Raw genomic sequence first — 22,311 nt, 5'->3', positions numbered from 1 at the left:
CCCGCATCGCCCGGGTGGGCGTACTGGGGCAGCACGGATGCCGTGATCAATACTTCAACGCTTTCAGCCACGTGTCGAGGGTAGTGCAGAACTCTGATCGAATAGAGACATGCCTGAAAACCTCGACACCGCGTCCGCCGTCTACGACGAGCGGCTCTGGCCGAACCCGTGGATGTTCATCGCCACGGCGCTGGTCATCCCCGCGAGCATCCTCGTGCTCGCCCCGATCAGCGTGACGGCGGGCGTCGTGACCGCCCTCATCCTCTACGCCGGATGCGTCGTGCTGCTACTCGTCGCCTCGCCCCGCATCACCCTGACCGCCGACCGGCTCACCGCCGGCCGCGCCAGCATCGGTGTCGACGCCCTCGGCCCGGCCACAAGCTGTGAAGGTGCCGAGGCTTTCGCCGAACGCGGCACGCGACTGGATGCGCGGGCCTGGCTGCTCATCCGCGGCTGGGTGAAGTCGGTCGTCCGCGTCGAGCTGAACGACCCGAGCGACCCCACCCCGTACTGGCTGCTCTCCAGCCGCCGCCCAACAGAATTGGCCGCCGCGATCAATCGATCACGACGGCCAGAAACTGATTCGCCCGCTGCTTAGGCTGCGCACTCCAGGCAGATCGGTCCGAGCTTGGACTCGTGGTCGATCTGCGAGCGGTGCTTCACCAGGAAGCAGCTCACACAGGTGAATTCGTCTGCCTGCGGGGGCAGCACGACGACGTCGAGATCGAGGTCGGAGAGATCCGCGCCCGGCAGTTCGAAGCCACCAGGGTTGTCCGCGTCTTCGACATCAACGACGCCCGACATCTTGTCGGGTACTCGTTCTTTCAGCGCCTCGATCGAGTCAGAATCATCGTCTGTCTTTCGAGGTGCGTCGTAATCCGTTGCCATACCCATCCACTTCCATTTACAGCCGCCAGAACAAAAATCGGCGGCCATAGTTTGCAACAAAGTGCGGGGAATAGCAAACCCTCGTTCGCCGATCTGGCCGCCATTCCTACAGAACTTCCGGCACGCCCAGCGTATTCCCCTGAATTGGGCCTTTCGCGTGGCATCCTTGGCAGCGATAGCCAGCGCGAAAGGGCTCAACGCAATGCAGGAACTCAAGGTAATCGGCGTCGAGAACGGGGCGCTTCTCGTCGCCTCAGACGAGGGCGACCGCTTTCGCATCGTCATCGACGATGTCTTGCAATCGCGGCTGCGCCAGGCACAGCCGGAGGCCTCCAACAGCCCCAAGCTCTCCCCCAGGGAGGTGCAGGCCTACATCCGCTCCGGCATGTCCGCCGACGATGTCGCCGCCGTCACCGGCGCCTCGCTGGAGTACATCCAGCGCTTCGAGGGCCCCGTCGTCGCCGAACGCGAGCACATGGTGTCCTCGGCACTCGGCGTTCCCGTGCACACGGCGATCGACCCGGAGCCGGCCGACGACCCGATGAACTTCGGCACCGTCATCCGGGAGCGTCTCGCCGCGCTCGGCGCCCATGGTGAGCGCTGGGCCAGTTGGAAGGAGCCGGCCGGCGGCTGGGTCATCAAGCTCGCCTTCACCGCCGACGGCATCGACCACGACGCGCGTTGGGCCTTCGAGCCGAAGAAGCTCACCCTCTCCCCCTTGAACTCCGAGGCCGTGACGCTCTCCCAGCAGGGCGAGATCAGCGGCTCGCTGATCCCCCGGCTGCGCGCCGTCGGCCACGACACCACGATCGACGAGTCGCGCTTCGACAGCGGCGCGTTCTCGTTCCGCGACCCGCTGATCGGCGACGACCCCGGCGACGTCGTCTCCCAGCTCGAGCCCATGGCGTACGGCCGGGCCGCCTCCTCCAGCCCCGCCGCGAGCAAGGCCGCCATCAAGCGCGCCGACGAGCCGGCCACCTCGCTCAGCGAGACCGCCGACCTGCTCGAGGCGCTGCGCCGTCGGCGCGGGGAACGTGAAGCCGCCTCCTCGACCGTGGCCGAGCCACGCCAGCCCCTGACCGGGCCCACCGCCGTTCCGGCCGCGCCCCGGATCGAGGTGCCGGCCGTCTCGACCGAGGCGCCCCAGGCGCCCGCCCCCGGCCACGGCGCCGACGAGGCCCCGTCCAACCCGACTCTGCGGCTCTGGGGAGCCGCCAGCAAGCCGGTGGGCCTCCCGCCGGCCGCACCCACGGGCCCGGTGCCGACCGCCGAGCCCGCATCGGCGCCCGCGGTGGTCTCTGCCGTGCCCCCGGCCACACCCGCGGCCCGCGCCAAGAAGGGCCGAGCATCGATGCCGAGCTGGGACGAGATCGTCTTCGGCGCGCGCACCGACGACGATCTGGCCTAGGGCCGCAGCACCGGCTCGCGCTGCTTCTGCGGCGTGCGCACAGTTGGCACCAGCCAGAGCAGGAACACGCCGCCGACCAGGAGCCCCCCAGAAGGCGGATCCGATGCCGACGATCGAGACGCCGGATGCCGTCACCAGGAACGTCGCGATCGCGCTGATGCGCTGCTCGGCGACCTCGAGCGCATTCGACACGGCGGTCACGAGCGCGCCGAGCAGGGCCAACCCGGCGACGGCGATGATGATCACCGGGGGTGCGGCCGCCACCAGGGCCGCCGCCGCGCCCGCCCCGACGCCGAGGGCCAGGTAGACGAAGCCGGAGCTGACGGTGGCCACCCAGCGCTTCGAGCGCTCCGGGTGCGCCTCCGGGCTGGCCATCAACGCCGCGGTGATCGCGGCCAGGTTGATCACGTGCCCGCCGAAGAACGCCGCCCCGGCCGAGGCGAGGCCGGTGCTGAGCAGCGCCGTGCGCGGCGCGACCGTGTATCCGAACGTCGAGAGCACGGCGAAGCCCGGCACGTTCTGGCCGGCCATCGTGACGATGAAGAGCGGGATGCCGAGGCTCACGATGACGGCGGGCTCGAAGACGGGTGCGACGAACTCCAGCCGGGGAAGTGTGGACTGCCCGCTGAGGGCGCCCGGCCCCGCGATCGCGGCGATGCCGACCGCAGCCACCAGCATGGCGGCCGGCACGGCCCAGCGGGGCGCGAGCCGGCTGAGCAGCAGCCAGACCAGGATCATCGGCACGGCGACGAGCGGCTGCTCGATGGCGGCGGTGACCGGCGCGATGCAGATCGGGAACAGGATGCCGGCGAGCATCGCGCCGGCGAGGGACTTCGGGATGCGGGTGATCAGCCGGCCGAGCAGCGGCCAGAGCCCGCACAGCACGATGAGCGCCGCGCAGACGAGGAACGCGCCCACCGCTGCGGCGAAGTTCTGCGTCGTCGCGCCCGCCGCCAGCAGCAGCGCGGCGCCCGGCGTCGACCAGGCGAAGGAGACGGGGATCTTCAGCAGCCACGGGAGCAGGACGCAGATGACGCCCACCGCCAGGCAGAGGGCGAACAGGCCGGATGCGGCCTGCTCGTCGCTGGCCCCGACGGCAACGAGCCCGGCGATGACCAGGGCGAAGGAACTGGCGAATCCGGTGATCGCGGCGACGATGCCGGCGAAGATGGGTTGCAGGATGCCCGTGCCCTTCGTCAGTGAAGCGTTGGCTCTCGAGTGATCGGACTAGGCCGACTTCTCCTGGCGGCGCACCTTGTGCGGCACGATCGTGGGTGCGGCGTTCTCGAGCACGGCGGCCCGGGTGACGACCACGCGCGCCACCTCCTCGCTGGAGGGCACCTCGAACATGATCGGTCCGAGCACCTCCTCCATGATGGCGCGGAGCCCTCTGGCGCCGGTCTGCCGGAGCACCGCGAGGTCGGCGATGGCCTCCAGCGCCGGCTCCTCGAACTCGAGCTCGACGCCGTCGTACTCGAACATGCGCTGGTACTGGCGCACGAGGGCGTTCTTCGGCTTGGTGAGGATCTCCATCAGCGCCGCCTGGTCGAGCTGGCTGACGGTGGTGACGACGGGGAGCCTGCCGATGAACTCGGGGATGAGCCCGAACTTCTGCAGGTCCTCCGGCAGCACCTCGCTGAACAGGTTGACGTCGTCGCCCTTGGAGTGCAGCGGGGCGCCGAAGCCGATGCCCTTCTTGCCCGCCCGGGAGGAGATGATCTCCTCCAGGCCGGCGAAGGCTCCCGCGACGATGAACAGCACGTTCGTGGTGTCGATCTGGATGAACTCCTGGTGCGGGTGCTTGCGCCCGCCCTGCGGCGGCACCGAGGCGACCGTGCCCTCCAGGATCTTCAGCAGCGCCTGCTGCACGCCCTCGCCGGAGACGTCGCGCGTGATCGACGGGTTCTCCGCCTTGCGGGCGATCTTGTCGACCTCGTCGATGTAGATGATGCCGGTCTCTGCCCGCTTGACGTCGTAGTCGGCGGCCTGGATCAGCTTGAGCAGGATGTTCTCGACGTCCTCGCCGACGTAGCCGGCCTCGGTCAGCGCGGTGGCATCCGCGACCGCGAACGGCACGTTGAGGCGCTTGGCGAGGGTCTGCGCGAGGTAGGTCTTGCCGCAGCCGGTCGGGCCGATCAGCAGGATGTTGGACTTGGCAATCTCGATGTCGTCCTTCACGTCGGCCGGCCCGATGGCGCTGCGCGCGCGCACGCGCTTGTAGTGGTTGTAGACGGCGACGGCCAGGGCGCGCTTGGCGGGCTCCTGCCCGATCACGTACTCCTCGAGGAAGCCGAAGATCTCCTTCGGCTTGGGCAGCTCGAAGTCGCCGGTGGCCTCCTCGCCGGACTCGGCGAGGCGCTCCTCGATGATCTCGTTGCAGAGCTCGACGCACTCGTCGCAGATGTAGACGCCGGGCCCAGCGATGAGCTGCTGAACCTGCTTCTGGCTCTTCCCGCAGAAGGAGCATTTGAGCAGATCGGCGCTTTCACCTATGCGTGCCATCCGTCCGCCTCCTCAGCGACTTGAATTCGTGTCTTGCCACTCGTGTCTCGAAACGAGTGTTCCAGAACGTGCTCCGAGCCTATCCTGTGATGCCGACATCGCGGAGAGCGACGCCCGCAGTTTCTCGGACCGATTGCCGGATGTTGAGCGTCCGTCGCCTTTCAGTCGGCGAAGAGGTGGCGCAGGTAACGATCCGGAGAGTCGAGGAACGCGCGCCAGTGCCCGACGAGCTGCAGCCCCTCCCAGCTCGCCTCCCGGATGCCCCAGTCCCCCAGTTCCAGGATGCGCGCCCCGGGCAGCGCGGCGAGCACCGGCGAGTGCGTCGCGCAGATCACCTGGCTGCCGCGCTCGACCATGTCGCGCAGTCCCACCATCCAGTTCAGGGTGGACGCGAAGGACAACGCGGCCTCCGGCTCGTCCAGGCAGGCCAGCCCGGTCACGTAGCGCGGGTGGTTCAGCTTGTTCTCGAGCAGGTCGTTGAACGACTCGCCGTGGCTGAGCGAGTGCAGGTGCCGATCGGGACTCCCGTCCAGCGACTCCAGGTAGCTGTAGTAGCCGTGCATGGTCTCGGCGCGGAGGAAGAACCCGCCGCGCGGCGCGCCGGGCCCGCGCTCGATCTGCAGCCAGTCGGCCAGCGGGGACTCCGTGGGGCGCGTCGTGTGCGATCCATTGCTGCTGCCGCCCTCCGGCGGCAGGCCGGCGGCCATGGCGATGCCCTCCAGCAGCGTCGACTTGCCGCTGCCGTTCTCGCCGACGAGGAAGGTGACGCCCGGGCCGAAGTCGAGCCCGTCGCGGAGCACCGCGGCGATGGCCGGGATGCTCGCCGGCCACTCGCCGCCATCGGCCGCGGCATCCGCCACAGCAGAATCCCTCCGCGCAGAAACGCGACGGATGGGCCGGCGGTCGTGCAGCCAGTCCCCCGTCGCGTTCATGCAGTGCGTCGAGCTGTGCGGTGTCTACTTGGTGAGGGCCGCGAGGCTCTTGCGCGAGGTGAGCACCTGGTCGATCAGACCGTACTCGAGTGCCTCGTCGGCGCTCAGGATCTTGTCGCGGTCGATGTCCTTGTTCACCTGGGCGGCGTCGCGGTTGGAGTGCTTGGCCAGCGTCTCCTCGAGCCAGGTGCGCATGCGCAGGATCTCCTTGGCCTGGATCTCGATGTCAGACGCCTGGCCGCGGCCGGCCTCGCCGACGGCGGGCTGGTGGATCAGGATGCGCGCGTTCGGCAGTGCCAGACGCTTGCCGGGGGCTCCGGCGGCGGTCAGCACGGCGGCGGCGGAGGCCGCCTGGCCGAGGACGATGGTCTGCACCTGCGGGCGGATGTACTGCATCGTGTCGTAGATGGCCGTCATCGCGGTGAAGGAGCCACCGGGCGAGTTGATGTACATCTGAATGTCGCGGTCAGGGTCCATGCTCTCGAGCACGAGCAGCTGGGCCATCACGTCGTCGGCGGAGGCGTCATCCACCTGCACGCCGAGGAAGATGATGCGGTCCTCGAACAGCTTGGCGTAGGGGTCCTGGCGCTTGTAGCCGTAGGCCGTGCGCTCCTCGAACGTGGGCAGGATGTAGCGGGAGCCGGGTGCCTGCATGCTGGAGAATGCGGTGCCACCGAAGCTGGGGGTCGTCATAGTCGTCTCTTCGTTTCTGCTCGAATTGTCGATGCTCGGGGGCCTATTTGGTTTCGGTTTCGGTTCCGCCGCCGCCGGTGACATCCAGAGCGGACTCGCGGATGTGGTCGACGAAGCCGTACTCGAGGGCCTGCTCGGCGTCGAACCAACGGTCACGGTCGCCGTCGGCGTTGATCTGCTCGACGGACTTGCCGGTCTGCGCAGCGGTGATCTCGGCGAGGCGGCGCTTCATGTCGTTGATGAGCTGTGCCTGCGTCTGGATGTCGCTGGAGGTGCCGCCGAAGCCACCGTGCGGCTGGTGCAGCAGCACGCGGGCGTTCGGGGTGATGTAGCGCTTGCCCTTGGTGCCGGCGGTGAGCAGCAGCTGCCCCATGGACGCCGCCATGCCGATGCCGACGGTGACGATGTCGTTCGGCACGAACTGCATGGTGTCGTAGATGGCCATGCCGGCCGTGATCGAGCCACCGGGCGAGTTGATGTAGAGGTAGATGTCGCGCTTGGAGTCTTCGGCGGCCAGCAGCAAGAGCTTGGCGGCGATCTCGTTGGCGTTGTCGTCGCGCACCTCGGAACCGAGCCAGATGATGCGGTCCTTCAGCAGTCGATCAAAAACGCTGGTGGCTACCAGAGGTTCAGCCATGTTGTCGCTCCGTTTCAGTTAACGCGGTATGACGAATCTATCGGAGCGACGGCCCGGGAACGGCGCTGTTCGCCGTGGGCAGATCGCGAGTCCCCCGCGCGCCCGAACGGGGCGGCCTGTCAGGGCGCAGTCAGGGCGCGGTCAGGGCCCGGGCGTAGGCCGCCACGCTGCGCTGGTAGCGGGGCAGGTGCGGCACCAGGGCGAGCACGGCCAGCTGCGTCGCCTCCTGCGCGCTCCCGATGTCGGCCAGCGCCAGGGCGAGGAACGCGGTCGCGGCGCCGGCATACTCGCCGCCCGGCCGCTCGGCCAGCTCGGCGCGGAGCAGCGCGATGGCCTCGTCGGCCCGGCCGAGGTTGCGCAGCGTGCTGGCGAGCTGGATGGTGGCCTGGGCGCGCTCCGACTCGGGCAGGCCGAGGGCCAGGGCCTTCTGGTAGCGCGGCGCGGCCTGCGCCTCGAGGCCGGCGGAGTCGCGGGCGCCCGCGGTCTGGAACAGGGACAGCGCGTCGTCCTCCGGCCAGTCGGCGGCCAGCTCGTCAATGCGGTCAATGACCTCGGCGTTGTTCAGCGAGGCGTCGGCCCACACGGCGTCGACGCGCGCCTGCCACTCGGTACGGCGGTCCATGCGATCTCCTGGGGTGCTCGGGGTGGTTCTCGGTGTGCGGCAGGGGGGGTGAAAGAGAACGAGGGCCGGATGCCAGCGGCATCCGACCCTCGTTCAGGACAAGCGTGTGACTACTTGGCAGCCTCGGCGTCGTCGGCCTTGGCGGCCTTCTTCGCGGCGGGCTTCTTCGCGGCCGGCTTCTTCGCGGCCGGCTTCTCGTCGGAAGCCGACTTCTCGTCGGAGTCCTTCTTCGCGGCGGCCTTCTTGGCCGGAGCCTTCTTGGCGGGCTTCTCGGCCTCGGCCTCAGCCTCTGCCTCGTCCTCACCGTTGTCGACGGCGGTGAACTCGGCGAGGTCAACGGTCTTGCCGTTGGCGTCGGTGACGACAGCCTTGCCGAGGACGATCGCGAGGGCCTTGTTGCGGGCAACCTCGCCGACCATGGCCTGGATCTGGCCGTTCTCGCTCAGGATCTGAACGAACTCGGCCGGGTTCATGCCGTACTGCGCTGCACCCTGGACGAGGTACTGCGAGAGCTCGTCCTGGCTGACCTTGACCTCTTCGGCCTCGGCGATCGCGTCGAGGAGGATCTGGGTGCGGAAGGTCTTCTCGCTGGACTCGGTGACCTCTGCGCGGTGCTCGTCGTCCTGGAGGCGGCCTTCACCCTCGAGGTGACGGTTCACCTCGTCCTCGACGAGGGAGACGGGAACGGGAACCTCGACGAGCTCGTGCAGCTTGTCGATGAGGAGGTCGCGTGCCTGGCCGCCCTGAGCGAAGGTCTTGTTGCCCTCGACCTGCTTGACGAGGCTCTCGCGCAGCTCGGCGATGGTGTCGAACTCGCTGGCGATCTGAGCGAAGTCGTCGTCTGCAGCGGGGAGCTCGCGCTCCTTGACCGCGGTGACGGTGACGGTGATGAGAGCGGTCTCGCCCTCACGGTCGCCGCCGAGCAGCTTGGACTCGAAGGTGGTGGTCTCGTCGGCGGAGAGCGCGTCGAGGGCCTCGTCGATGCCCTCGATGAGCTCGCCGGAGCCGACCTCGTAGGAGATGCCGCTCGCGTTGTCGACCTCGTCGTCGCCGATCTTGGCGGTGAGGTCGATGGTGACGAAGTCACCGGTCTTGGCGGGGCGGTCGACCGTGATGAGCGTGCCGAAGCGGCTGCGCAGCTTCTCCAGCTCGGCGTCGACGTCCTCGTCAGAGATCTCGGCGGCGTCCACCGTGATGGCGATGCCGGCGAGCTCGGGCAGCGTGAGCTCGGGGCGCACGTCGACCTCGATGGAGAGGAGCAGGTCGCCCGAGAAGTCCTTGTCGGAGGGCCACTCGACGATGTCGGCGTTGGGGCGGCCCAGCGGGCGCAGGTCGTGCTCGGCGACGGCGAGACGGTAGAAACCGTCCAGGCCCTCGTTGACGGCGTGCTCGATGACGGCACCCTTGCCAACGCGCTGGTCGAGGATCGCGGGCGGAACCTTGCCCTTGCGGAAGCCGGGAACGCTGACCTGCTCGGCGATGTGGCCGTAGGCGTGGGTGATGCTGGGCTTCAGCTCTTCGGGCGAAACCGAGATGGTCAGCTTGGCGCGCGTCGGGCTGAGCATTTCAACCGAAGTGTTTGGCATTGTGGCAATTCTCCTAGACGTCAAAAGTTCTGCTGGGATGTCTCACGACGTGGTCGGGGCGACAGGATTCGAACCTGCGACCTCTCGGTCCCAAACCGAGCGCTCTACCAAGCTGAGCTACGCCCCGAGTCAGTGCCGCAACCCGTCGTGCCTTCTCTGCTGCCGCATGCAAAGTTGCACGCGAGCAGAAAGGCCTCGGCAAGTCTAATGCACTGTTTCGGATGCGCTCGCGCAACGTGAAAGTGGACGAGGCACGTCAAAAGCTGTACTAACATTGTTCGAGTGCCCACAGCTGTGGGCCGCGGGATGTAGCTCCATGGTAGATGCTTAGGCTGCCCGACAACTGAAAATACCCAGCGCGGAACGACGGGACCACCCGGAGGAGCGCGAATCTGGGGCTGTAGCTTAGTGGTAAAGCCTCTGTCTTCCAAACAGATGATGCGAGTTCGATTCTCGTCAGCCCCTCCCGGTGACAAGGGCCGCAACCGAATGGTTGCGGCCCTTTCTGTGTTCTGCCGCCCTGGTCAGAGGGGCTTGACAGCACCCACCGGCGCGGGAAGATTGCTGGTACAGGCCGATCGTCGCGGCGGCGGCGAGCAGGACCTCCGCGGGGAGGAGAGCGATGATGCCATCCAGTTCAGCCGATCCGAGCCCGACCGGCCGCGAGCCGAAGCGGCTTCCGCGGCACCCCGCGTCCCGGCTGGCCGAGCGCTGGACGACGGTCGACGGAATCGACATGTTCTACCGGGAATCTCCCGTGCCGCCGGACGCGCCCGTGATGCTGCACCTGCACGGCTTCGGCCTCTCCGGCCGCTACCTGCTGCCGACGGCGGAGCGCCTGATGGACGACTTCCACACGTTCGTCCCAGACCTGCCCGGCTACGGGCTGAGCGGCAAGCCGGCGAAGGCCCTCGACGTGCCCGGCCTCGCCCACGCCGCCGCCCGTTTCCTCGACGACCGCGGCGTGCAGTCTGCGACGCTCGTCGGCAACTCGATGGGCTGCCCGGTGATCCTGGAGTTCGCCCACCTGTTCCCGGAGCGCATCGACCGGGCGATCCTCGTCTCCCCCGCCGGCGGCCTGCACAACCAGCCGCTCACCCGCGCGATCAGCCAGCTGACGATCGACGGCAAGCGCGAGCCGCGCGAAATGATGGGCATCGCGGCACCGGACTACCTGCGCTTCGGCGTGCAGAGCACGGTCAAGATGTTCCGCTCCCTCACCCGGTACCCGTCGCTCGAACGCTTGCTGGCGCTGACGATTCCGACGCTGGCCGTTGTGGGCAGCCGGGATCCGCTGATGCCGAGTCCCAGTCGGATTCAGGAGGTCGCCCGGCATACCGACAACCAGGTGCTGCTCGTCGTGATCGAGGGCGCGGCACACGCGATCAACTTCAGCCACCCGGGAGAGCTGGCACACGTCATCCGCCAGTTCATGGCCGACGAGGCCATCACCGATGATCCCGACTCGCCCGGGGAGGCTCGGGCATACGAAATTCATCGGGGCGCGTCGCACCCGCCGGCGACGGACCAGGACCTCCCCGACAGCTAGGGCACCGGCCAGTATGCTGAGGCCCGTTGCGCCTGCGAACGGTCGCGGGCCAGGTGGGGGGCTACCGATGACGGCGGATGCGGGCATGGGTGCGGGTGGGATCGAGCCGTCGTGGCCGCAGAGCACCGCCCAGCTGCGCAACCGGCAACTCTGCCCCTCCTGTTTCACGCCGTTGCCCGGCACCGTCTGCTCCCGCTGTCATTTGGACCTCGGCAGCCCACTGGCCGATGAGCTGCTGCGCGCCTCACGGGCAGCGGCCGAGCGGCTCGAGTACCGCTCCGAGGTAATCCGACTGATCCGGGCGGAGTCGCAGCGGGCGCGCGCGGTCGTTGCACCCGTGGCGGTTGCACCCGCCGTCGCGGTGCCCGCGCCCGCTCATTCCCTGCCGGCGCCCGCCCATCCGACGCCCGCGCCCGCTCATCCCGTGTCGGCGCACGCCCAGCCGACACCCGCCCAGCCAACACCCGCCCAGCCGGCGCGCGGCGGACGCTCCAGCGTGCAGATGCTTCTGCTCGTCGTCGGCGTCGGCCTCGTCGCGGTCGCGCTCGTCTTCTTCCTCATCGTCGCCTGGTTCGTGGCTGGCCTGGCGTTCCGCGCGGTGACCGTCGCCCTGCTCACCCTGCTGATGTTCGTCGGGGTCTCGCTGCTGGCCCGCTTCCGGATGCACTCGACGGCGCAGGGCGTCGCCGTGCTCGCGGTGCTGCTGGTCTATCTCGACCTGTGGGCGGTGCAGGCCACCGGTCTGTTCGGCGCCGATCGGGCGGATCCCGCCCTGTACTGGGCGATCGGGTTGCTGGTCAGCGCCCCGGTCCTCCTGGGCTGGTTCCGCGTCACGGGAATGCGGGCGGGCAGCGTCGCCGGCTTCGCCGCCGTGCCGATCGGCGCCGGCCTGCTCGGCTGGGTGCTCGGGGCTCCGCTCGACCAGGCCACAACCGGCTTCGCGCGCCTCTGGCTGGTGGCGATCGCCGTCATCGTCTCCAGCCTGGTGCAGCTGCTCGCGCCGCGCATCGGGCGCCGGATGACGCCGCCCCTGCCACTGCTCGCCGAGCGCGCCATCGTGCTCCTGCTCGCCGCGCCGATGCTGCCGGCGGCCTTCGCCTTCGGACTGCTCACCGAGCGGAGCCAGGTGGCCGCGCCGCTCTGGAGCCTCGGCACCCTCGCCGTCGTGTGCGCCGGGCAGGCACTGCTGAGCGCCCGCCGCCCCGGCGACCTCGACCGCGCCGCCGCCATCGGCTTCGGCGTGGCCGCCGGGTTCACCGCCGCCGCCATCCCCATCGACATGGGCGTGCGTGCCACCTCCGCGCCCGACTGGGTGCTCTGGCCGGTGCTGATCGCCATCGCACTGTTGCTGGCCCTGGACGTGGTGCGCTTCCGCGCGCAGGATCCCGCGCGGCGCCACGTCCTGGGCGGCGCGCTGCTCGGCGCGGCCCTGCCCACCGGAGCGGCGCTGCTGACGGCGGGCTGGCTCCTGGTCACTGCCTTCTTCGACCGCTCACCGCTGGCCCCCTGGTTCACCCTCTGGGTGCCCCAAGCCGGCGCCCAGACCCCGGAGGACGCCGTCCGCCAGGCCGCGCTGCTGCTCGTGGGCGGCGCCGCCATGACCGGCGCCGCCTGGGCGGCATTCGGCCTGGCCAGGGCGCGCGCCGTCATCCTCGGAGCGTTCGTCGTCGCCGCCCTCATGGCGTGTGCGGTGGCACTCCCCTGGGTCGCAGGGGCGTCGCTCGGCTACCTGGCGGTCGCGGCCGGCGCCCTCTGCAGCCAGGCCGTGCCCGCCCTGCGCGCGCGGGCCGCCGGGCTCCCGGAGCTGCGCCCGCTCGCCCTCATCACCCTGATCGTCAACGCGGTCGCCGGCTACCTGCTCTCCTTCGACGCGCTGTGGCTCTGGCTGGTTGGCTCAGCCGCCGTCCTCGGCCTGCTCCTCGGCAGCCGCGAAGTGCAGCCGCGCACCCCGCTGCAGCGCCCGCTCCTGCTGGCGGCCGCCGCGCTCTGGGCGCTCGGCACGACGGCCGCCGCGCCGACGGCCATCGCCGCATCGGCCGGCCTCGCCCCACACGAGGTAGTCGACACCCGGGCCCTGCTCATTCTGGCCTGCGGCCTGCTGCTCGTCGCATTCAGCCTGCCGCTCGGCCGCTTCGGCACACCGGTGGACCGCGCGTGGTCCCTCGCCCCCACCGCGGCGGCCGGCATCGTCGTGTTCGCGCCGCTGCCCGTCTGGCCGAGCGCCAACACGACTTCCCTCGTGCTGGTTTCCGCCGGGCTGGCCGCGCTGGGCGCACTGCTCGCCGCCGCCGCCTGCCTGCTGCTCGTCGGGCTCGGGGCGAACCGCACGCTCACGTTCGGCCGACGCGTGGCCCTCGTGGCCGCGACCCCGCTGGTCTGGCTCTCCGGCATGTTCGCCGTGGGGGCCGCCCGGGGCGCGGGTGCGGACATCGATGGCGCCGCCCTCGACTGGTGGGCCTGCGCGCTCGGCGTCCTCGCCCTCGCCGCCGCGCTGGCCTGGCAGCGGGGAGCGCTCCGCCTGGGCGCGCCGCCGAGCGGCACCGACCGGACGCTGGCGGATGCCGGCAGCGGCCTGGTGCTGCTGCTCGGCGCCGGGCGGGTGTTCGCGACGCTGGAGGCTCCGGCGAACTGGCTCGTGCTCCTCGTCGCCGCCGTCGGCGCCCTGCTGGCCGCCGTCGACGGCGCGGGACTCTTCAACGCCCGCACCCCGCGGCACCACCTGGGCTGGCTCGCCCTGCTCCTGGCGACGGCCGGGCTCTGGCTGGGGTTGACGGATGCCGGCGTCACCGCGCCCGAGCCGTACGCGCTGCCGCTGGCCGCCGCCCTGCTCGCGATCGCCGCCCTCATCGCCCGCTTCGGGCAGCGAGGGGACGCCCCCGGCACCGCCGTTGCGGGCATCACGGCCGCCGGCCTGCTGATCGCCCTGCTGCCCTCCGCGGTGGCGGGGGCCAGCGGCAGCCTGTTGCGCCCGATCCTCACGATCTCGATCGGCGGCGTCATCCTGCTCGGCGCCGTGCTCTGGCGGCCCCGAGTCTGGGGCGCGCCGCCGCCCAGCCCGCTGCTCCGTCTGGCGCTGATCGGCGCCGGCGGGCTCGGCGTGGCGGTGGCCGCCGGCGCCCGCGCGCTCAGCACGCTGGCCGGAGCGCCCGGCACCGTCTCCGGACTGTTCGAGTTCTGGGTCGCCGTCGGCGCGGCCGTGCTGCTCGCCGCCGCGCTCGCGAACGGCGATCAGCCCGGCCGGCTGACCACGGTGCTCGTCGCCGCGCCGCTCGTGGGGGCCGCCCTGCTCGAGTGCGCGGCCATCGCCGCCAGCCCTGACGCCTCCGGCGCCGCGGCGGTGCGGGCCGTCGCCGTGGTGGCGGTGCTCGGCGCGGCGCACGTGCTGCTCGCCTGGCTGCGGAGCCCCTCGCTGGCCGGCTGGCTCGCGCCGCTCGCCCTCGGCCTGGCCGCCCTCGCCGCGACGGTGTTCCTGGCGCGCTCGGCCGGGGACGGTGCCGCCGTTCCGTTCGAGTGGGTGACCGTGCCCGTGGCCGCCGCGTGGATCGGCAGCGGCATCCTGCACCTGTCCCGCACGCCCGGGGCGCGCAGCTGGCCGGCCCTCGGCGGCGGGCTCGCCCTGCTGCTCGTGCCCTCGCTCCTGGCCGACTACGTGCACTCGCCGCTCTGGCGGGTGGTCGGGCTGGGCATCGTCGCGATCGCGGTGCTGCTTGCCGGCCTCGTCAGCCGATTGCAGGCTCCGTTCGTGCTCGGGTCGATCGTCGTGCTGCTGCACGGCCTGGCCCAGCTCTGGCCGTGGCTGTCCGCGCTCTACAACCCGACCCTCTGGTGGCTCTGGTTCGGCGCCGGCGGGGTGCTGCTGATCGCCGTGGCGGCCCGCTACGAGAAGCGGGTGGCGAACCTGAAGGCGGCCGTGGCGAGCGTCGGCGCGCTGCGCTAGCGACCGCTCGCAATCGCGCGGCCGCTGGTGGACAATGGCTGCATGTCTCAGCAGGCGGCTCTGCCGCCAGAAGGAGTTCCGGCCGCATCGGCCTCGGTTCGCGCGCAGCTGTTGGCGACGGAGCACTGGAGTCTGCTCGCCTCGCGGAGCACCACCCAGGGCGAGGTGCTCACCCGCATCAGCATGTTCCTCACGCTGACCTCGGCAAGTCTGCTCAGCATCGCGCTCGTCGGTCAGGCCACCGACTTCAGCGACGCGTTCCGGGTGTTCGCCGTGGTGATCCTCGGCATCCTCTGCGTGATTGGCGTGCTGACGCATGTGCGCGTCAACAACGTCGGGGAGGAGGATTTGATGTACGTGCTCGCCATGAACCGGCTCCGCGCCGCCTACCTTGAGCTCGATCCGGGCATCGCCCCGCATTTGATGGCCTCAGCGCACGACGACATGTCCGGTATGGAGCAAACCTACTTCTGGCTCGGTCCACGCAGCAGCCTCAGCCAGGTGGCCGGAAGCAGCATGATCTTCATCGCCGCCGTGTGCTCTGCGCTGCTCGGCCTGCTGGCGGCCGGAATCGGCGGGCTGCTACATGCCCCCGTCTGGGCGCTCTACGCCCTGGGCTTCGGTGTCGGACTCGCCTATCTCGTGCTCACCGCGTGGATCGGCGGGCGCAGATTCTTCGCCTTCTGGCGCAGCTACGAGCCAGCCTCACCGACCCCGGATGACGCTGGCACAACAAACGCTGCCTAGCGCTGCAGGAAGGCGAGAACGGCCAGCACCCGGCGGTGGTCGGAGCCGGAGTCGTCGAGGGCGAGCTTCTGGAAGATGGCGGTCACGTTCTTCTCCACGGCGCCGACGCCGATGAACAGCCGCTCGGCGATGCCGGCGTTGGTGCGCCCCTCGGCCATCAGCTCGAGCACCTCGCGCTCACGCGGGGTGAGTGCGTCCAGCGGGTCGGCCCGGCGGGCGAGCAGCTCGCGGACCACCTGTGGGTCGAGCACCGTGCCGCCCGCGCTCACCCGGGCGACGGCATCCTGCAGCTCGTCGAGGGAGGCGACCCTGTCCTTCAGCAGGTAGCCCATGCCGCCGGAGCCGCTGGAGAGCAGCTCGTGCGCGTAGCTGCCCTCGACGTACTGGCTGAGCAGCAGGATGCCGATGCCCGGCAGCCGGCGGCGCAGCTCGATGGCCGCGCGCACCCCCTCGTCGCGGAAGGTCGGCGGCATCCGCACGTCGAGCACGGCCAGGTCCGGGCGCAGCTGGTCGACCTCGGCGAGCAGGCTGTCGGCGTCGCCGTAGGCGGCGACGGTGTCATAGCCGGCCTCATCGAACAGGCGCACCAGCCCCTCCCGGAGCAGCAGGGAGTCTTCGGCGAGCACGAGGCGCAGGGCGGGGGCGGATGCCGCGGCATCGGGGGTGAGGGTCACCCGTCCAGATTAACGTGGCAGCGGGATGTGCGCGCCCACCGCGGTCGGTCCGCCCGCCGGGCTGTCGATCGACAGCACGCCTCGGAGCCCGTTCAGGCGGTCCTCCAGCCCGGCGAGGCCGTGCCCGGCCCGCTTCGCCGCTCCCCCGCGTCCATTGTCGATGACCCAGAGGTCGAGCCAGTCCTGGCCCTCGCTCTGCCGGGCGGCGAGGTGCAGCCGGATGGCGGTGGCGCCGGAGTGCTTGGCGGCGTTCGTCAGCAGCTCGGCGGCCACGAAGTAGGCGCTGCGCTCGATCTCGGGTGCCAGCCGGGTGTCCGGGTGCAGGGCCAGCTCGAACGAGACGGGGACGGTGCTGCGGGCGGCGAGTGACTCCAGCCCGGCGATGAGGCCGCGGTCCTGCAGGATGGGCGGGGCGAAGCCGCGGGAGAGGGCGCGCAGCTCCTCCAGGGTGTCGCGCGCCTGGGTGCGGGCCTCGACGAGCATCGCCTTGGCGGAATCCGGGTCGCTCTCCAGCTTGCGCTCCGCGCTGGCCAGGTCCATCTGCAGCCGCACCAGGCGCTGCTGCGGGCCGTCGTGGATGTCGCGCTCCAGCCGGCGCAGCGACTGGTCCTCGGCCACGAGCGCCGCGCCGCGGGAGGCGGCCAGCGAGGCCACCTCGCGGCTGAGCGCGTCGGAGCGCCAGGCCGAGAGCATGCCGCGGGCGATGGCGTCGTGCAGCAGGGTGAGCCCGCGGGTGACGAGGGGAAGGGTGGCCAGGAACAGCAGGCCGACCGCGACCATGAGCAGGTTCTCGGCGAGTGCGGGGTCGACCACCCAGTCGTTGCCGGGGAACGCCCAGTCCAGGATCACCCGGTGCAGCAGGAGGTCGTCGCCGGAGTCGGGCCAGATCGTGTCCCAGATCCAGCCGGTGACCCCGCCGAGTCCGACGGCGAGCCAGACGATGGTCACCGTCCAGCTGAGGATGCCGATGATGGGCAGGACGATCATGCCGTGCAGCAGGTACAGCCAGTAGTGGCCGTCGATGAGCGGGCCGAGCGTTGCCCGCCAGAAGCCGGGGCCCTGCTCCGTCTTCTCCCAGCGCGGGCGCGTGATCTCGGGCCGCCCGGCCCAGCGCAGCCGCACCAGCTCCAGCGCTCCGAAGCCGCGCGCCGTGTAGAGGGTCGCGACGACGATGAACAGGCCGACGAAGATCGCGATCATGCCGACGCCGGTGAAGAAGAGGGTGGAGAGCACGCCGAGGCTGAGCACCGCGACCAGCAGGTTGGGCAGCAGGAAGCCGAGCTCCCGGGGCGTGGTGGCCCAGAGCGTGCCGTAACTGGTGCGGGTGCGCACGGTGCCTGGCGTGCTGCTGGGGGTCGTGCTGATCGTGGTCATGATTCGATTCTGCCGATCCGCCGCCGGCTCACCCAGCCAGCTGGCAACCGGAACTGTGCGGGGGTTATCCCCACCACGAGTCTCCGCCTCACCGCTCAGACCGCCTCGCCGCGGCTGCGGCGCATCTCGCGGGCCAGCGCGGGGTTGGCGTAGTGCTCGCCGTGCTCGAGCTCGTGGATGATCCGCTCCACGGTCTCGGCCGGCCGGTTCTGGCTCATCTTGTTCTTGCCGGTATAGCGGTCGACCCGCATCCGGAAGCCGACCGTGCCGGAGACGATGCGGGCGGCGTATGCCGCGTTCGCCTCGGTGCCGTTCATGCGGCGGGGTTCCGGCATCCGGTCCTCGAAATGGTCGACGAGGCGGTCGAGCACGGCGAGGTTCTCGGCGTCGCCGAGCAGCTCCGGGGTGCCGTGCAGGTGGGCGACGATGAAGTTCCACGTCGGCACCGCGGGCTTGGCGTCGTACCAGCCGGGTGAGATGTAGCCGTGCGGGCCCTGCACGATCACGAGCAGCTCGTGCCGGCCGAGCTCGTGCAGCGCCTCGTCGGGGCGTCCGACGTGGCTGAGCAGCACGATGCCCTCCTCCGCCTCATCCAGGATCACCGGATAGTGCGAGGCGACCAGCTCGCCGGCATCCGTGTGGCTGACCATGGTGACCCACGGGTTCTCACGGATCAGCCGCTTGACGGCGGCATCGCTGACAAGGGCGAAGCTCGGATTCTGGCGCATGGCTCCAGCATCTCACCCGGCGGGTCGACCGCCAGGCAGGCTGGTGCTAGTTGATGACCTTGTTGTCGCTCGAGGACACGGTCAGCCACGGTCCGGCGGGAACGTCTGCGGCCTCGACGAACTGCCAGTCGACGACGTCGGAGTCGCCGTCCAGCTCGGCGAAGTTCAGGCAGCCGTTCAGCGCGGGCGAGACGTCCATGCCGGCGCCGCCGTAGCGAGCGTTGGCCGGGCGGGCGTCGTTGGAGCCGAAGACGTACGCCGAGTCGTGGTACTCGCCGGGGCCGGCGTCCGCGATCTGGCCGTAGCAGGTCTGGCCGTCCTTCATGAGCTTCACCCAGCGGTTCTTCATCAGGCTGATGGAGGCGTCGCCGGCGCGGCCGGCGTAGGCCGGGTCGTTCGCCCAGGGGATGACCGAGCCGCGGTTCGCGAAGCCGGTCTTGTCATTGACGTCGTCGTAGGGCAGGTCCAGGTAGAACGGGTTCTGCTTGGGCGTCATCGAGGACGGGAAGAAGCCGTTGGCTGCAACGCGCTTCTCGGTCGTGCAGGTGCCGTTGCTGGTGACGCCGTCGCAGCCGCCGTAGTTGGCGAACCAGTTGGCGTCATAAGTGGAGAGCATCTGGCTGCCATCCTCGGCGTTCGCGTCGAAGATCTCGCCGACCCAGAAGGTGGTGGCCACGATGCCGGTGTGCAGCGGGTAGCTGCTGGCGCCGGAGCCGCCTGCGGCGGCGGGCGGTGCGACCTCGGCAGCCGGCGGCGTCGTCGGGGCCGTGACCGGGGGCGTCGTCGGGGCCGGGGCCGCCTCGACGGGCGGCTTCGGCGCCGCGCTGGGCTTCTTGTTGCCGTGCGAGTGCGACTTGTGCGACTTCTTCCACTTCTCGGACTTCTCAGACTTCTGGGCAACCGGCCCGTGGCCGCGGTGGCCGTCGGCGGTGTGCGTGCGCGCGGAGGTGTTGCGCGTCTCCGCCTCGGCCGCTGTGGCGCCAACGCCCACGGTCGTTGCGACGACGAGGGCGAGCACTGCGGCGCTCACGGTTCCGGTCGTCCTCGGGTGGCGGCGAAGCCATTTTTGGGCGTTGCGAATCACAACTCTTCCTCTCAGTTGGAGTCGTCAGTGGCCCCCGTCTGGGGCGCGACGACTCGGCGACACTACGTGCCGCAGTCTGAGAGAGCGATCACAAACTCGTGCCAATTCCCGTGGCGCGCGCTCTTAATCCGCCTGACCGGGAATTCAGCGAAAAGCCTGTGAATATTCCTCAGTTCAGCGCTGGCAGTTGGGGCACCAGTAGAGCTTGCGCGCCCCGAAGACCTCGAGCGTGATGTGGGTTCCGCACACCCGACAGGGCAGCCCCTCGCGCTTGTACACCCAGTGTCGGTCGGCCCGGTTGGCCATCGCGTTGACGTAGTCCTCGCCCTCGAGGTTGTCCATCGTCATCATCTGCCCGGTCTCGACGCCGATCTTCAGCAGGTGCGCCCAGTCGCGCCACAGCGCGCGCACCGTATCCTCCGGCACCAGCTTGCCCGGCGTGTGCGGGTTGAGGCCGGCCCGGAAGAGCATCTCGGCCCGGTAGACGTTGCCGATGCCGGCGACGACGTTCTGGTCCATCAGCAGCAGGCCGATTGGCGTCGGCTTCTTGCGCACGACCGCGGTGAACCGGTCCTCTGCGGCCTGGCTGTCGTCCAGCAGCGGGTCGGGGCCGAGCTTGGCGATGATGGCGTCGACCTGCGCCGGGTCGAGCACCTCGCAGGCTGTCGGTCCGCGGAGGTCGGCGCACACCGTGTCGCTCAGCAGGCGCACCCGCACCTGCCCGATCGGCTCCGGCGGGAACGTCAGCAGGGCGTCGCTCTCCTTCTCGGACTCCGCCATGCGCACGCGGGTGCGGCGCGGGGCCCCGATCGAGTGCAGCGAGTTCTCGCCGTCGACGTCATGAATCGGGCCGTCCAGGATCGTCCCGGCCTGGTTGGTCTGGCCCATCCGGCCGTTGGCGGAGGCGATGGTGGCATCCATCTGGATCTCACCGGCGAAGTCCCACGCGCCGTACATGCCGAGGTGCACGCGCAGCCAGAGCCCGTTGTCGAACTCGAGGTACATCTGCTTGCCGACGGCCTTGGCATCCGTCATCACGTGGCCGTCGAGCATGCTCGCGCCCTCGGCGAAGCGGCCCTGCGGACTGGAGACGGCTACACGGTGCCCGACGAAGTTGCGGGCGAACTGGCGCGTGATGCGATGGACGGAGTGACCCTCAGGCATGCTGGAGAACCGCTCGGGCTAGTACTGGTCGACGTTCTTGCCGGCGATGTCGCCGGTGCTCTCGTACTCGGCGAGCTGGGCGATGCGGCGCACGTGGCGCTCGTCGCCGGAGAACGGCTCGGCGATGAACGCGTCGATGAAGCTCGTCGCGTCCTCGATGGTGTGCTGGCGCGCGCCGATCGAGATGACGTTGGCGTCGTTGTGCTCGCGGGCCAGTCGGGCCGTGCTCAGGTTCCAGGCGAGGGCGGCGCGGATGCCGGCGACCTTGTTGGCGGCGATCTGCTCGCCGTTGCCCGATCCGCCGAAGACGACGCCGAGGGCCTCGAAGCCCTGGGACTGGTCGTGGGCGACCGCGAGAGCCGCGTTGATGCAGAACGCGGGGTAGTCGTCGAGGGCGTCGTAGCTGGTCGGCCCGTGGTCGATGACCTCGTGACCGGCTGCGCCGAGGTGCGAGATCAGGTGCGTGCTGAAGTCGAGTCCGGCGTGGTCGGTGGCGATGTGGATGCGCATCACAGCAGTCTATTCAGCTTCGCGCGGTAGAATTCGCGGATGCCCTCCGCACCATCTCCCGAGCACGAGCCTGTCCGCGCCGATGCCGCCCGCATCGATCCAGAGGAGCTCGCGATCGCACTGCGCGTACTCGCCACCCTCAGCGATGTCGATGAGGAGGACCCGGACTTCCTGACCGTGCGCCACGCGACGGCCAAGATGTTCAAGTCGGTCAAGGTGTCGCGCCGCGCGATCAAGCGGGCCCGCATCCAGGATGCCGACAAGGCCGTCATCGCCGCCACGGCGACGGGAGCGCCCAGCCGCATCGACGACGAGACGCAGGGGCACGAGCTCTCCAGCGCCACCGACGCCCCGATCGCCGGCGAGCTGCTCGTGGCCCGCGCCTGCTACATCTGCAAGCAGCGCTACACCCAGGTCGACGCCTTCTACCACCAGCTCTGCCCGAACTGCGCGCTGCTGAACCACACCAAGCGCACCGCCCGCACCGACCTGACCGGCAAGCGCGCCCTGCTCACCGGCGGCCGCGCGAAGATCGGCATGTACATCGCCCTCCGGCTGCTCCGCGACGGCGCGCACACCACCATCACCACGCGCTTCCCGAAGGACGCCGTGCGCCGCTTCGCCGCCATGCCGGATGCCGCAGACTGGCTGCACAACCTCCGCGTCGTCGGCATCGACCTGCGCGACCCCGCCCAGGTCGTCGCCCTCGCCGACGACGTCGCCGCCCATGGCCCGCTCGACATCCTGATCAACAACGCCACCCAGACGGTGCGCCGCTCCCCCGGCGCCTACTCGGCGATCGTCGAGGCCGAGAGCTCGCCGCTGCCGGAGGGCGAGCTGCCCGAGATCGTCAGCTTCGGCCACACCAGCGACCAGCACCCGCTGGCGCTGGCGGCATCCGTCTCCAGCCACCCGATCCTGGCCGCCGCCGCCGGGGCCGGCGCGCTCACCGCCGACGACTTGACCGCGCTCGCCCTGGCGCCCGGCTCCAGCTCGCTGGACCGCCTGGCCGCCGGCACCGCGATCGACGCCGGCGGGCTGCTGCCCGACCTGCACCCCGAGAACAGCTGGACCGACAAGGTGCAGGACGTCGACCCGCTGGAGATGCTCGAGGTGCAGCTCTGCAACACGACCGCGCCGTTCCTGCTGGTCAGCCGGCTGCGCGCCTCGATGGCCGCCGCTCCGAGTGGCCGCAGCTACGTCGTCAACGTCTCGGCGATGGAGGGCGTGTTCGACCGCGGATACAAGGGCCCCGGCCACCCGCACACGAACATGG

Annotated in this window: 19 protein-coding genes, 2 tRNA genes and 1 pseudogene; 7 read left to right on the top strand and 15 right to left on the bottom strand. The window is 70.3% G+C overall.

Annotation, left to right across the window (positions count from 1 at the left end):
• Nucleotides 1-109: 109 nt before the first annotated feature.
• The gene (locus tag GY24_RS13525) at nucleotides 110-598 is read left to right on the top strand and encodes a DUF3093 domain-containing protein (RefSeq protein WP_104476611.1); all 489 of its coding nucleotides are present in this window, start codon (nucleotides 110-112) and stop codon (nucleotides 596-598) included.
• On the opposite strand, the gene GY24_RS13520 is transcribed toward GY24_RS13525, so the two are convergent.
• Complete coding sequence (locus GY24_RS13520) at nucleotides 595-888, bottom strand: DUF4193 domain-containing protein (protein ID WP_083363751.1); 294 nt, start codon at nucleotides 886-888, stop codon at nucleotides 595-597. The two genes, GY24_RS13525 and GY24_RS13520, sit on opposite strands and share 4 nt — an antisense overlap.
• Before the next feature lie 202 nt (nucleotides 889-1,090).
• On the opposite strand from GY24_RS13520, the gene sepH reads away from it, so the two are divergent.
• A complete protein-coding gene (gene sepH / locus GY24_RS13515; RefSeq protein ID WP_104476609.1) occupies nucleotides 1,091-2,296 on the top strand; it encodes a septation protein SepH in 1,206 nt (401 codons plus the stop codon).
• Between the two features lie 144 nt (nucleotides 2,297-2,440).
• On the opposite strand, the pseudogene GY24_RS13510 reads toward sepH, so the two are convergent.
• From GY24_RS13510 to GY24_RS13475, 8 genes and pseudogenes are all read right to left on the bottom strand, one after another.
• A pseudogene (locus GY24_RS13510) lies at nucleotides 2,441-3,409 on the bottom strand (benzoate/H(+) symporter BenE family transporter); the annotation flags it as partial.
• A 114-nt stretch (nucleotides 3,410-3,523) separates the two neighbouring features.
• The gene (gene clpX / locus GY24_RS13505) at nucleotides 3,524-4,798 is read right to left on the bottom strand and encodes an ATP-dependent Clp protease ATP-binding subunit ClpX (RefSeq protein ID WP_104476607.1); all 1,275 of its coding nucleotides are present in this window, start codon (nucleotides 4,796-4,798) and stop codon (nucleotides 3,524-3,526) included.
• Between the two features lie 161 nt (nucleotides 4,799-4,959).
• The gene (locus GY24_RS13500) at nucleotides 4,960-5,730 is read right to left on the bottom strand and encodes an AAA family ATPase (RefSeq protein WP_104476605.1); all 771 of its coding nucleotides are present in this window, start codon (nucleotides 5,728-5,730) and stop codon (nucleotides 4,960-4,962) included.
• Between the two features lie 24 nt (nucleotides 5,731-5,754).
• On the bottom strand, nucleotides 5,755-6,423 hold the full coding sequence (locus tag GY24_RS13495; RefSeq protein ID WP_083363746.1) for an ATP-dependent Clp protease proteolytic subunit: 669 nt from the start codon (nucleotides 6,421-6,423) through the stop codon (nucleotides 5,755-5,757).
• A gap of 43 nt (nucleotides 6,424-6,466) precedes the next feature.
• A complete protein-coding gene (locus GY24_RS13490; RefSeq protein ID WP_083363745.1) occupies nucleotides 6,467-7,060 on the bottom strand; it encodes an ATP-dependent Clp protease proteolytic subunit in 594 nt (197 codons plus the stop codon).
• Between the two features lie 130 nt (nucleotides 7,061-7,190).
• Nucleotides 7,191-7,682, bottom strand: coding sequence for a tetratricopeptide repeat protein (locus GY24_RS13485; protein WP_104476603.1), 492 nt, complete (start codon nucleotides 7,680-7,682; stop codon nucleotides 7,191-7,193).
• 110 nt (nucleotides 7,683-7,792) lie between these two features.
• Nucleotides 7,793-9,268: a trigger factor gene (gene tig, locus GY24_RS13480; RefSeq protein WP_104476601.1), complete on the bottom strand. Its 1,476-nt coding sequence runs from the start codon at nucleotides 9,266-9,268 to the stop codon at nucleotides 7,793-7,795.
• A 50-nt stretch (nucleotides 9,269-9,318) separates the two neighbouring features.
• A tRNA-Pro gene (locus GY24_RS13475) sits at nucleotides 9,319-9,395 on the bottom strand.
• A gap of 267 nt (nucleotides 9,396-9,662) precedes the next feature.
• On the opposite strand from GY24_RS13475, the gene GY24_RS13470 reads away from it, so the two are divergent.
• The 4 genes from GY24_RS13470 to GY24_RS13455 all read left to right on the top strand — a co-directional run bounded on the left by GY24_RS13470 (nucleotide 9,663) and on the right by GY24_RS13455 (nucleotide 15,501).
• Nucleotides 9,663-9,733 (top strand) — tRNA-Gly (locus GY24_RS13470).
• Between the two features lie 160 nt (nucleotides 9,734-9,893).
• Complete coding sequence (locus GY24_RS13465) at nucleotides 9,894-10,817, top strand: alpha/beta fold hydrolase (protein WP_104476615.1); 924 nt, start codon at nucleotides 9,894-9,896, stop codon at nucleotides 10,815-10,817.
• A gap of 67 nt (nucleotides 10,818-10,884) precedes the next feature.
• On the top strand, nucleotides 10,885-14,754 hold the full coding sequence (locus tag GY24_RS18110) for an SCO7613 C-terminal domain-containing membrane protein (protein WP_233279368.1): 3,870 nt from the start codon (nucleotides 10,885-10,887) through the stop codon (nucleotides 14,752-14,754).
• Nucleotides 14,755-14,796: 42 nt separating this feature from the next.
• Nucleotides 14,797-15,501 (top strand): hypothetical protein, encoded by a 705-nt coding sequence (locus GY24_RS13455; RefSeq protein ID WP_104476596.1) that lies wholly within the window; start codon nucleotides 14,797-14,799, stop codon nucleotides 15,499-15,501.
• Here the strand turns inward: GY24_RS13455 and GY24_RS13450 are convergent.
• The 6 genes from GY24_RS13450 to GY24_RS13425 all read right to left on the bottom strand — a co-directional run bounded on the left by GY24_RS13450 (nucleotide 15,498) and on the right by GY24_RS13425 (nucleotide 21,035).
• Nucleotides 15,498-16,175, bottom strand: coding sequence for a response regulator (locus GY24_RS13450; RefSeq protein ID WP_083363738.1), 678 nt, complete (start codon nucleotides 16,173-16,175; stop codon nucleotides 15,498-15,500). The genes GY24_RS13455 and GY24_RS13450 overlap by 4 nt on opposite strands.
• Before the next feature lie 9 nt (nucleotides 16,176-16,184).
• Nucleotides 16,185-17,549 carry a sensor histidine kinase gene (locus GY24_RS13445; protein WP_104476594.1) on the bottom strand — a complete coding sequence of 455 codons (1,365 nt, stop codon included), beginning with the start codon at nucleotides 17,547-17,549 and terminating at the stop codon, nucleotides 16,185-16,187.
• A gap of 95 nt (nucleotides 17,550-17,644) precedes the next feature.
• Nucleotides 17,645-18,277, bottom strand: coding sequence for an FMN-binding negative transcriptional regulator (locus GY24_RS13440; protein ID WP_104476592.1), 633 nt, complete (start codon nucleotides 18,275-18,277; stop codon nucleotides 17,645-17,647).
• A gap of 46 nt (nucleotides 18,278-18,323) precedes the next feature.
• On the bottom strand, nucleotides 18,324-19,307 hold the full coding sequence (locus GY24_RS13435) for a hypothetical protein (protein WP_104476590.1): 984 nt from the start codon (nucleotides 19,305-19,307) through the stop codon (nucleotides 18,324-18,326).
• 228 nt (nucleotides 19,308-19,535) lie between these two features.
• Nucleotides 19,536-20,525 (bottom strand): Fpg/Nei family DNA glycosylase, encoded by a 990-nt coding sequence (locus GY24_RS13430; protein WP_104476588.1) that lies wholly within the window; start codon nucleotides 20,523-20,525, stop codon nucleotides 19,536-19,538.
• 18 nt (nucleotides 20,526-20,543) lie between these two features.
• Nucleotides 20,544-21,035, bottom strand: coding sequence for a ribose-5-phosphate isomerase (locus GY24_RS13425; RefSeq protein WP_104476586.1), 492 nt, complete (start codon nucleotides 21,033-21,035; stop codon nucleotides 20,544-20,546).
• Between the two features lie 39 nt (nucleotides 21,036-21,074).
• On the opposite strand from GY24_RS13425, the gene GY24_RS13420 reads away from it, so the two are divergent.
• On the top strand, nucleotides 21,075-22,311 hold a 1,237-nt coding region (locus GY24_RS13420), incomplete at its 3' end, for an SDR family NAD(P)-dependent oxidoreductase (protein ID WP_104476584.1).

Origin of the sequence: Microterricola pindariensis (genome assembly GCF_002936985.1) — a bacterium.
Lineage (GTDB): Bacteria > Actinomycetota > Actinomycetes > Actinomycetales > Microbacteriaceae > Microterricola > Microterricola pindariensis.
This window is presented reverse-complemented; position numbering and strand designations above follow the sequence as displayed.

What these genes read in the sequence shown, in the direction of transcription:
- tig (WP_104476601.1), bottom strand. Translation starts at nt 9,268, where the DNA reads ATGCCAAACACTTCGGTTGAAATGCTCAGCCCGACGCGCGCCAAGCTG.
- GY24_RS13520 (WP_083363751.1), bottom strand. Translation starts at nt 888, where the DNA reads ATGGCAACGGATTACGACGCACCTCGAAAGACAGACGATGATTCTGAC.
- GY24_RS13485 (WP_104476603.1), bottom strand. Translation starts at nt 7,682, where the DNA reads ATGGACCGCCGTACCGAGTGGCAGGCGCGCGTCGACGCCGTGTGGGCC.
- GY24_RS18110 (WP_233279368.1), top strand. Translation starts at nt 10,885, where the DNA reads ATGACGGCGGATGCGGGCATGGGTGCGGGTGGGATCGAGCCGTCGTGG.
- GY24_RS13455 (WP_104476596.1), top strand. Translation starts at nt 14,797, where the DNA reads ATGTCTCAGCAGGCGGCTCTGCCGCCAGAAGGAGTTCCGGCCGCATCG.
- GY24_RS13465 (WP_104476615.1), top strand. Translation starts at nt 9,894, where the DNA reads ATGCCATCCAGTTCAGCCGATCCGAGCCCGACCGGCCGCGAGCCGAAG.
- GY24_RS13525 (WP_104476611.1), top strand. Translation starts at nt 110, where the DNA reads ATGCCTGAAAACCTCGACACCGCGTCCGCCGTCTACGACGAGCGGCTC.
- clpX (WP_104476607.1), bottom strand. Translation starts at nt 4,798, where the DNA reads ATGGCACGCATAGGTGAAAGCGCCGATCTGCTCAAATGCTCCTTCTGC.
- GY24_RS13495 (WP_083363746.1), bottom strand. Translation starts at nt 6,423, where the DNA reads ATGACGACCCCCAGCTTCGGTGGCACCGCATTCTCCAGCATGCAGGCA.
- GY24_RS13500 (WP_104476605.1), bottom strand. Translation starts at nt 5,730, where the DNA reads ATGAACGCGACGGGGGACTGGCTGCACGACCGCCGGCCCATCCGTCGC.
- GY24_RS13440 (WP_104476592.1), bottom strand. Translation starts at nt 18,277, where the DNA reads ATGCGCCAGAATCCGAGCTTCGCCCTTGTCAGCGATGCCGCCGTCAAG.
- GY24_RS13430 (WP_104476588.1), bottom strand. Translation starts at nt 20,525, where the DNA reads ATGCCTGAGGGTCACTCCGTCCATCGCATCACGCGCCAGTTCGCCCGC.
- GY24_RS13490 (WP_083363745.1), bottom strand. Translation starts at nt 7,060, where the DNA reads ATGGCTGAACCTCTGGTAGCCACCAGCGTTTTTGATCGACTGCTGAAG.
- GY24_RS13425 (WP_104476586.1), bottom strand. Translation starts at nt 21,035, where the DNA reads ATGCGCATCCACATCGCCACCGACCACGCCGGACTCGACTTCAGCACG.
- GY24_RS13445 (WP_104476594.1), bottom strand. Translation starts at nt 17,549, where the DNA reads ATGACCACGATCAGCACGACCCCCAGCAGCACGCCAGGCACCGTGCGC.
- sepH (WP_104476609.1), top strand. Translation starts at nt 1,091, where the DNA reads ATGCAGGAACTCAAGGTAATCGGCGTCGAGAACGGGGCGCTTCTCGTC.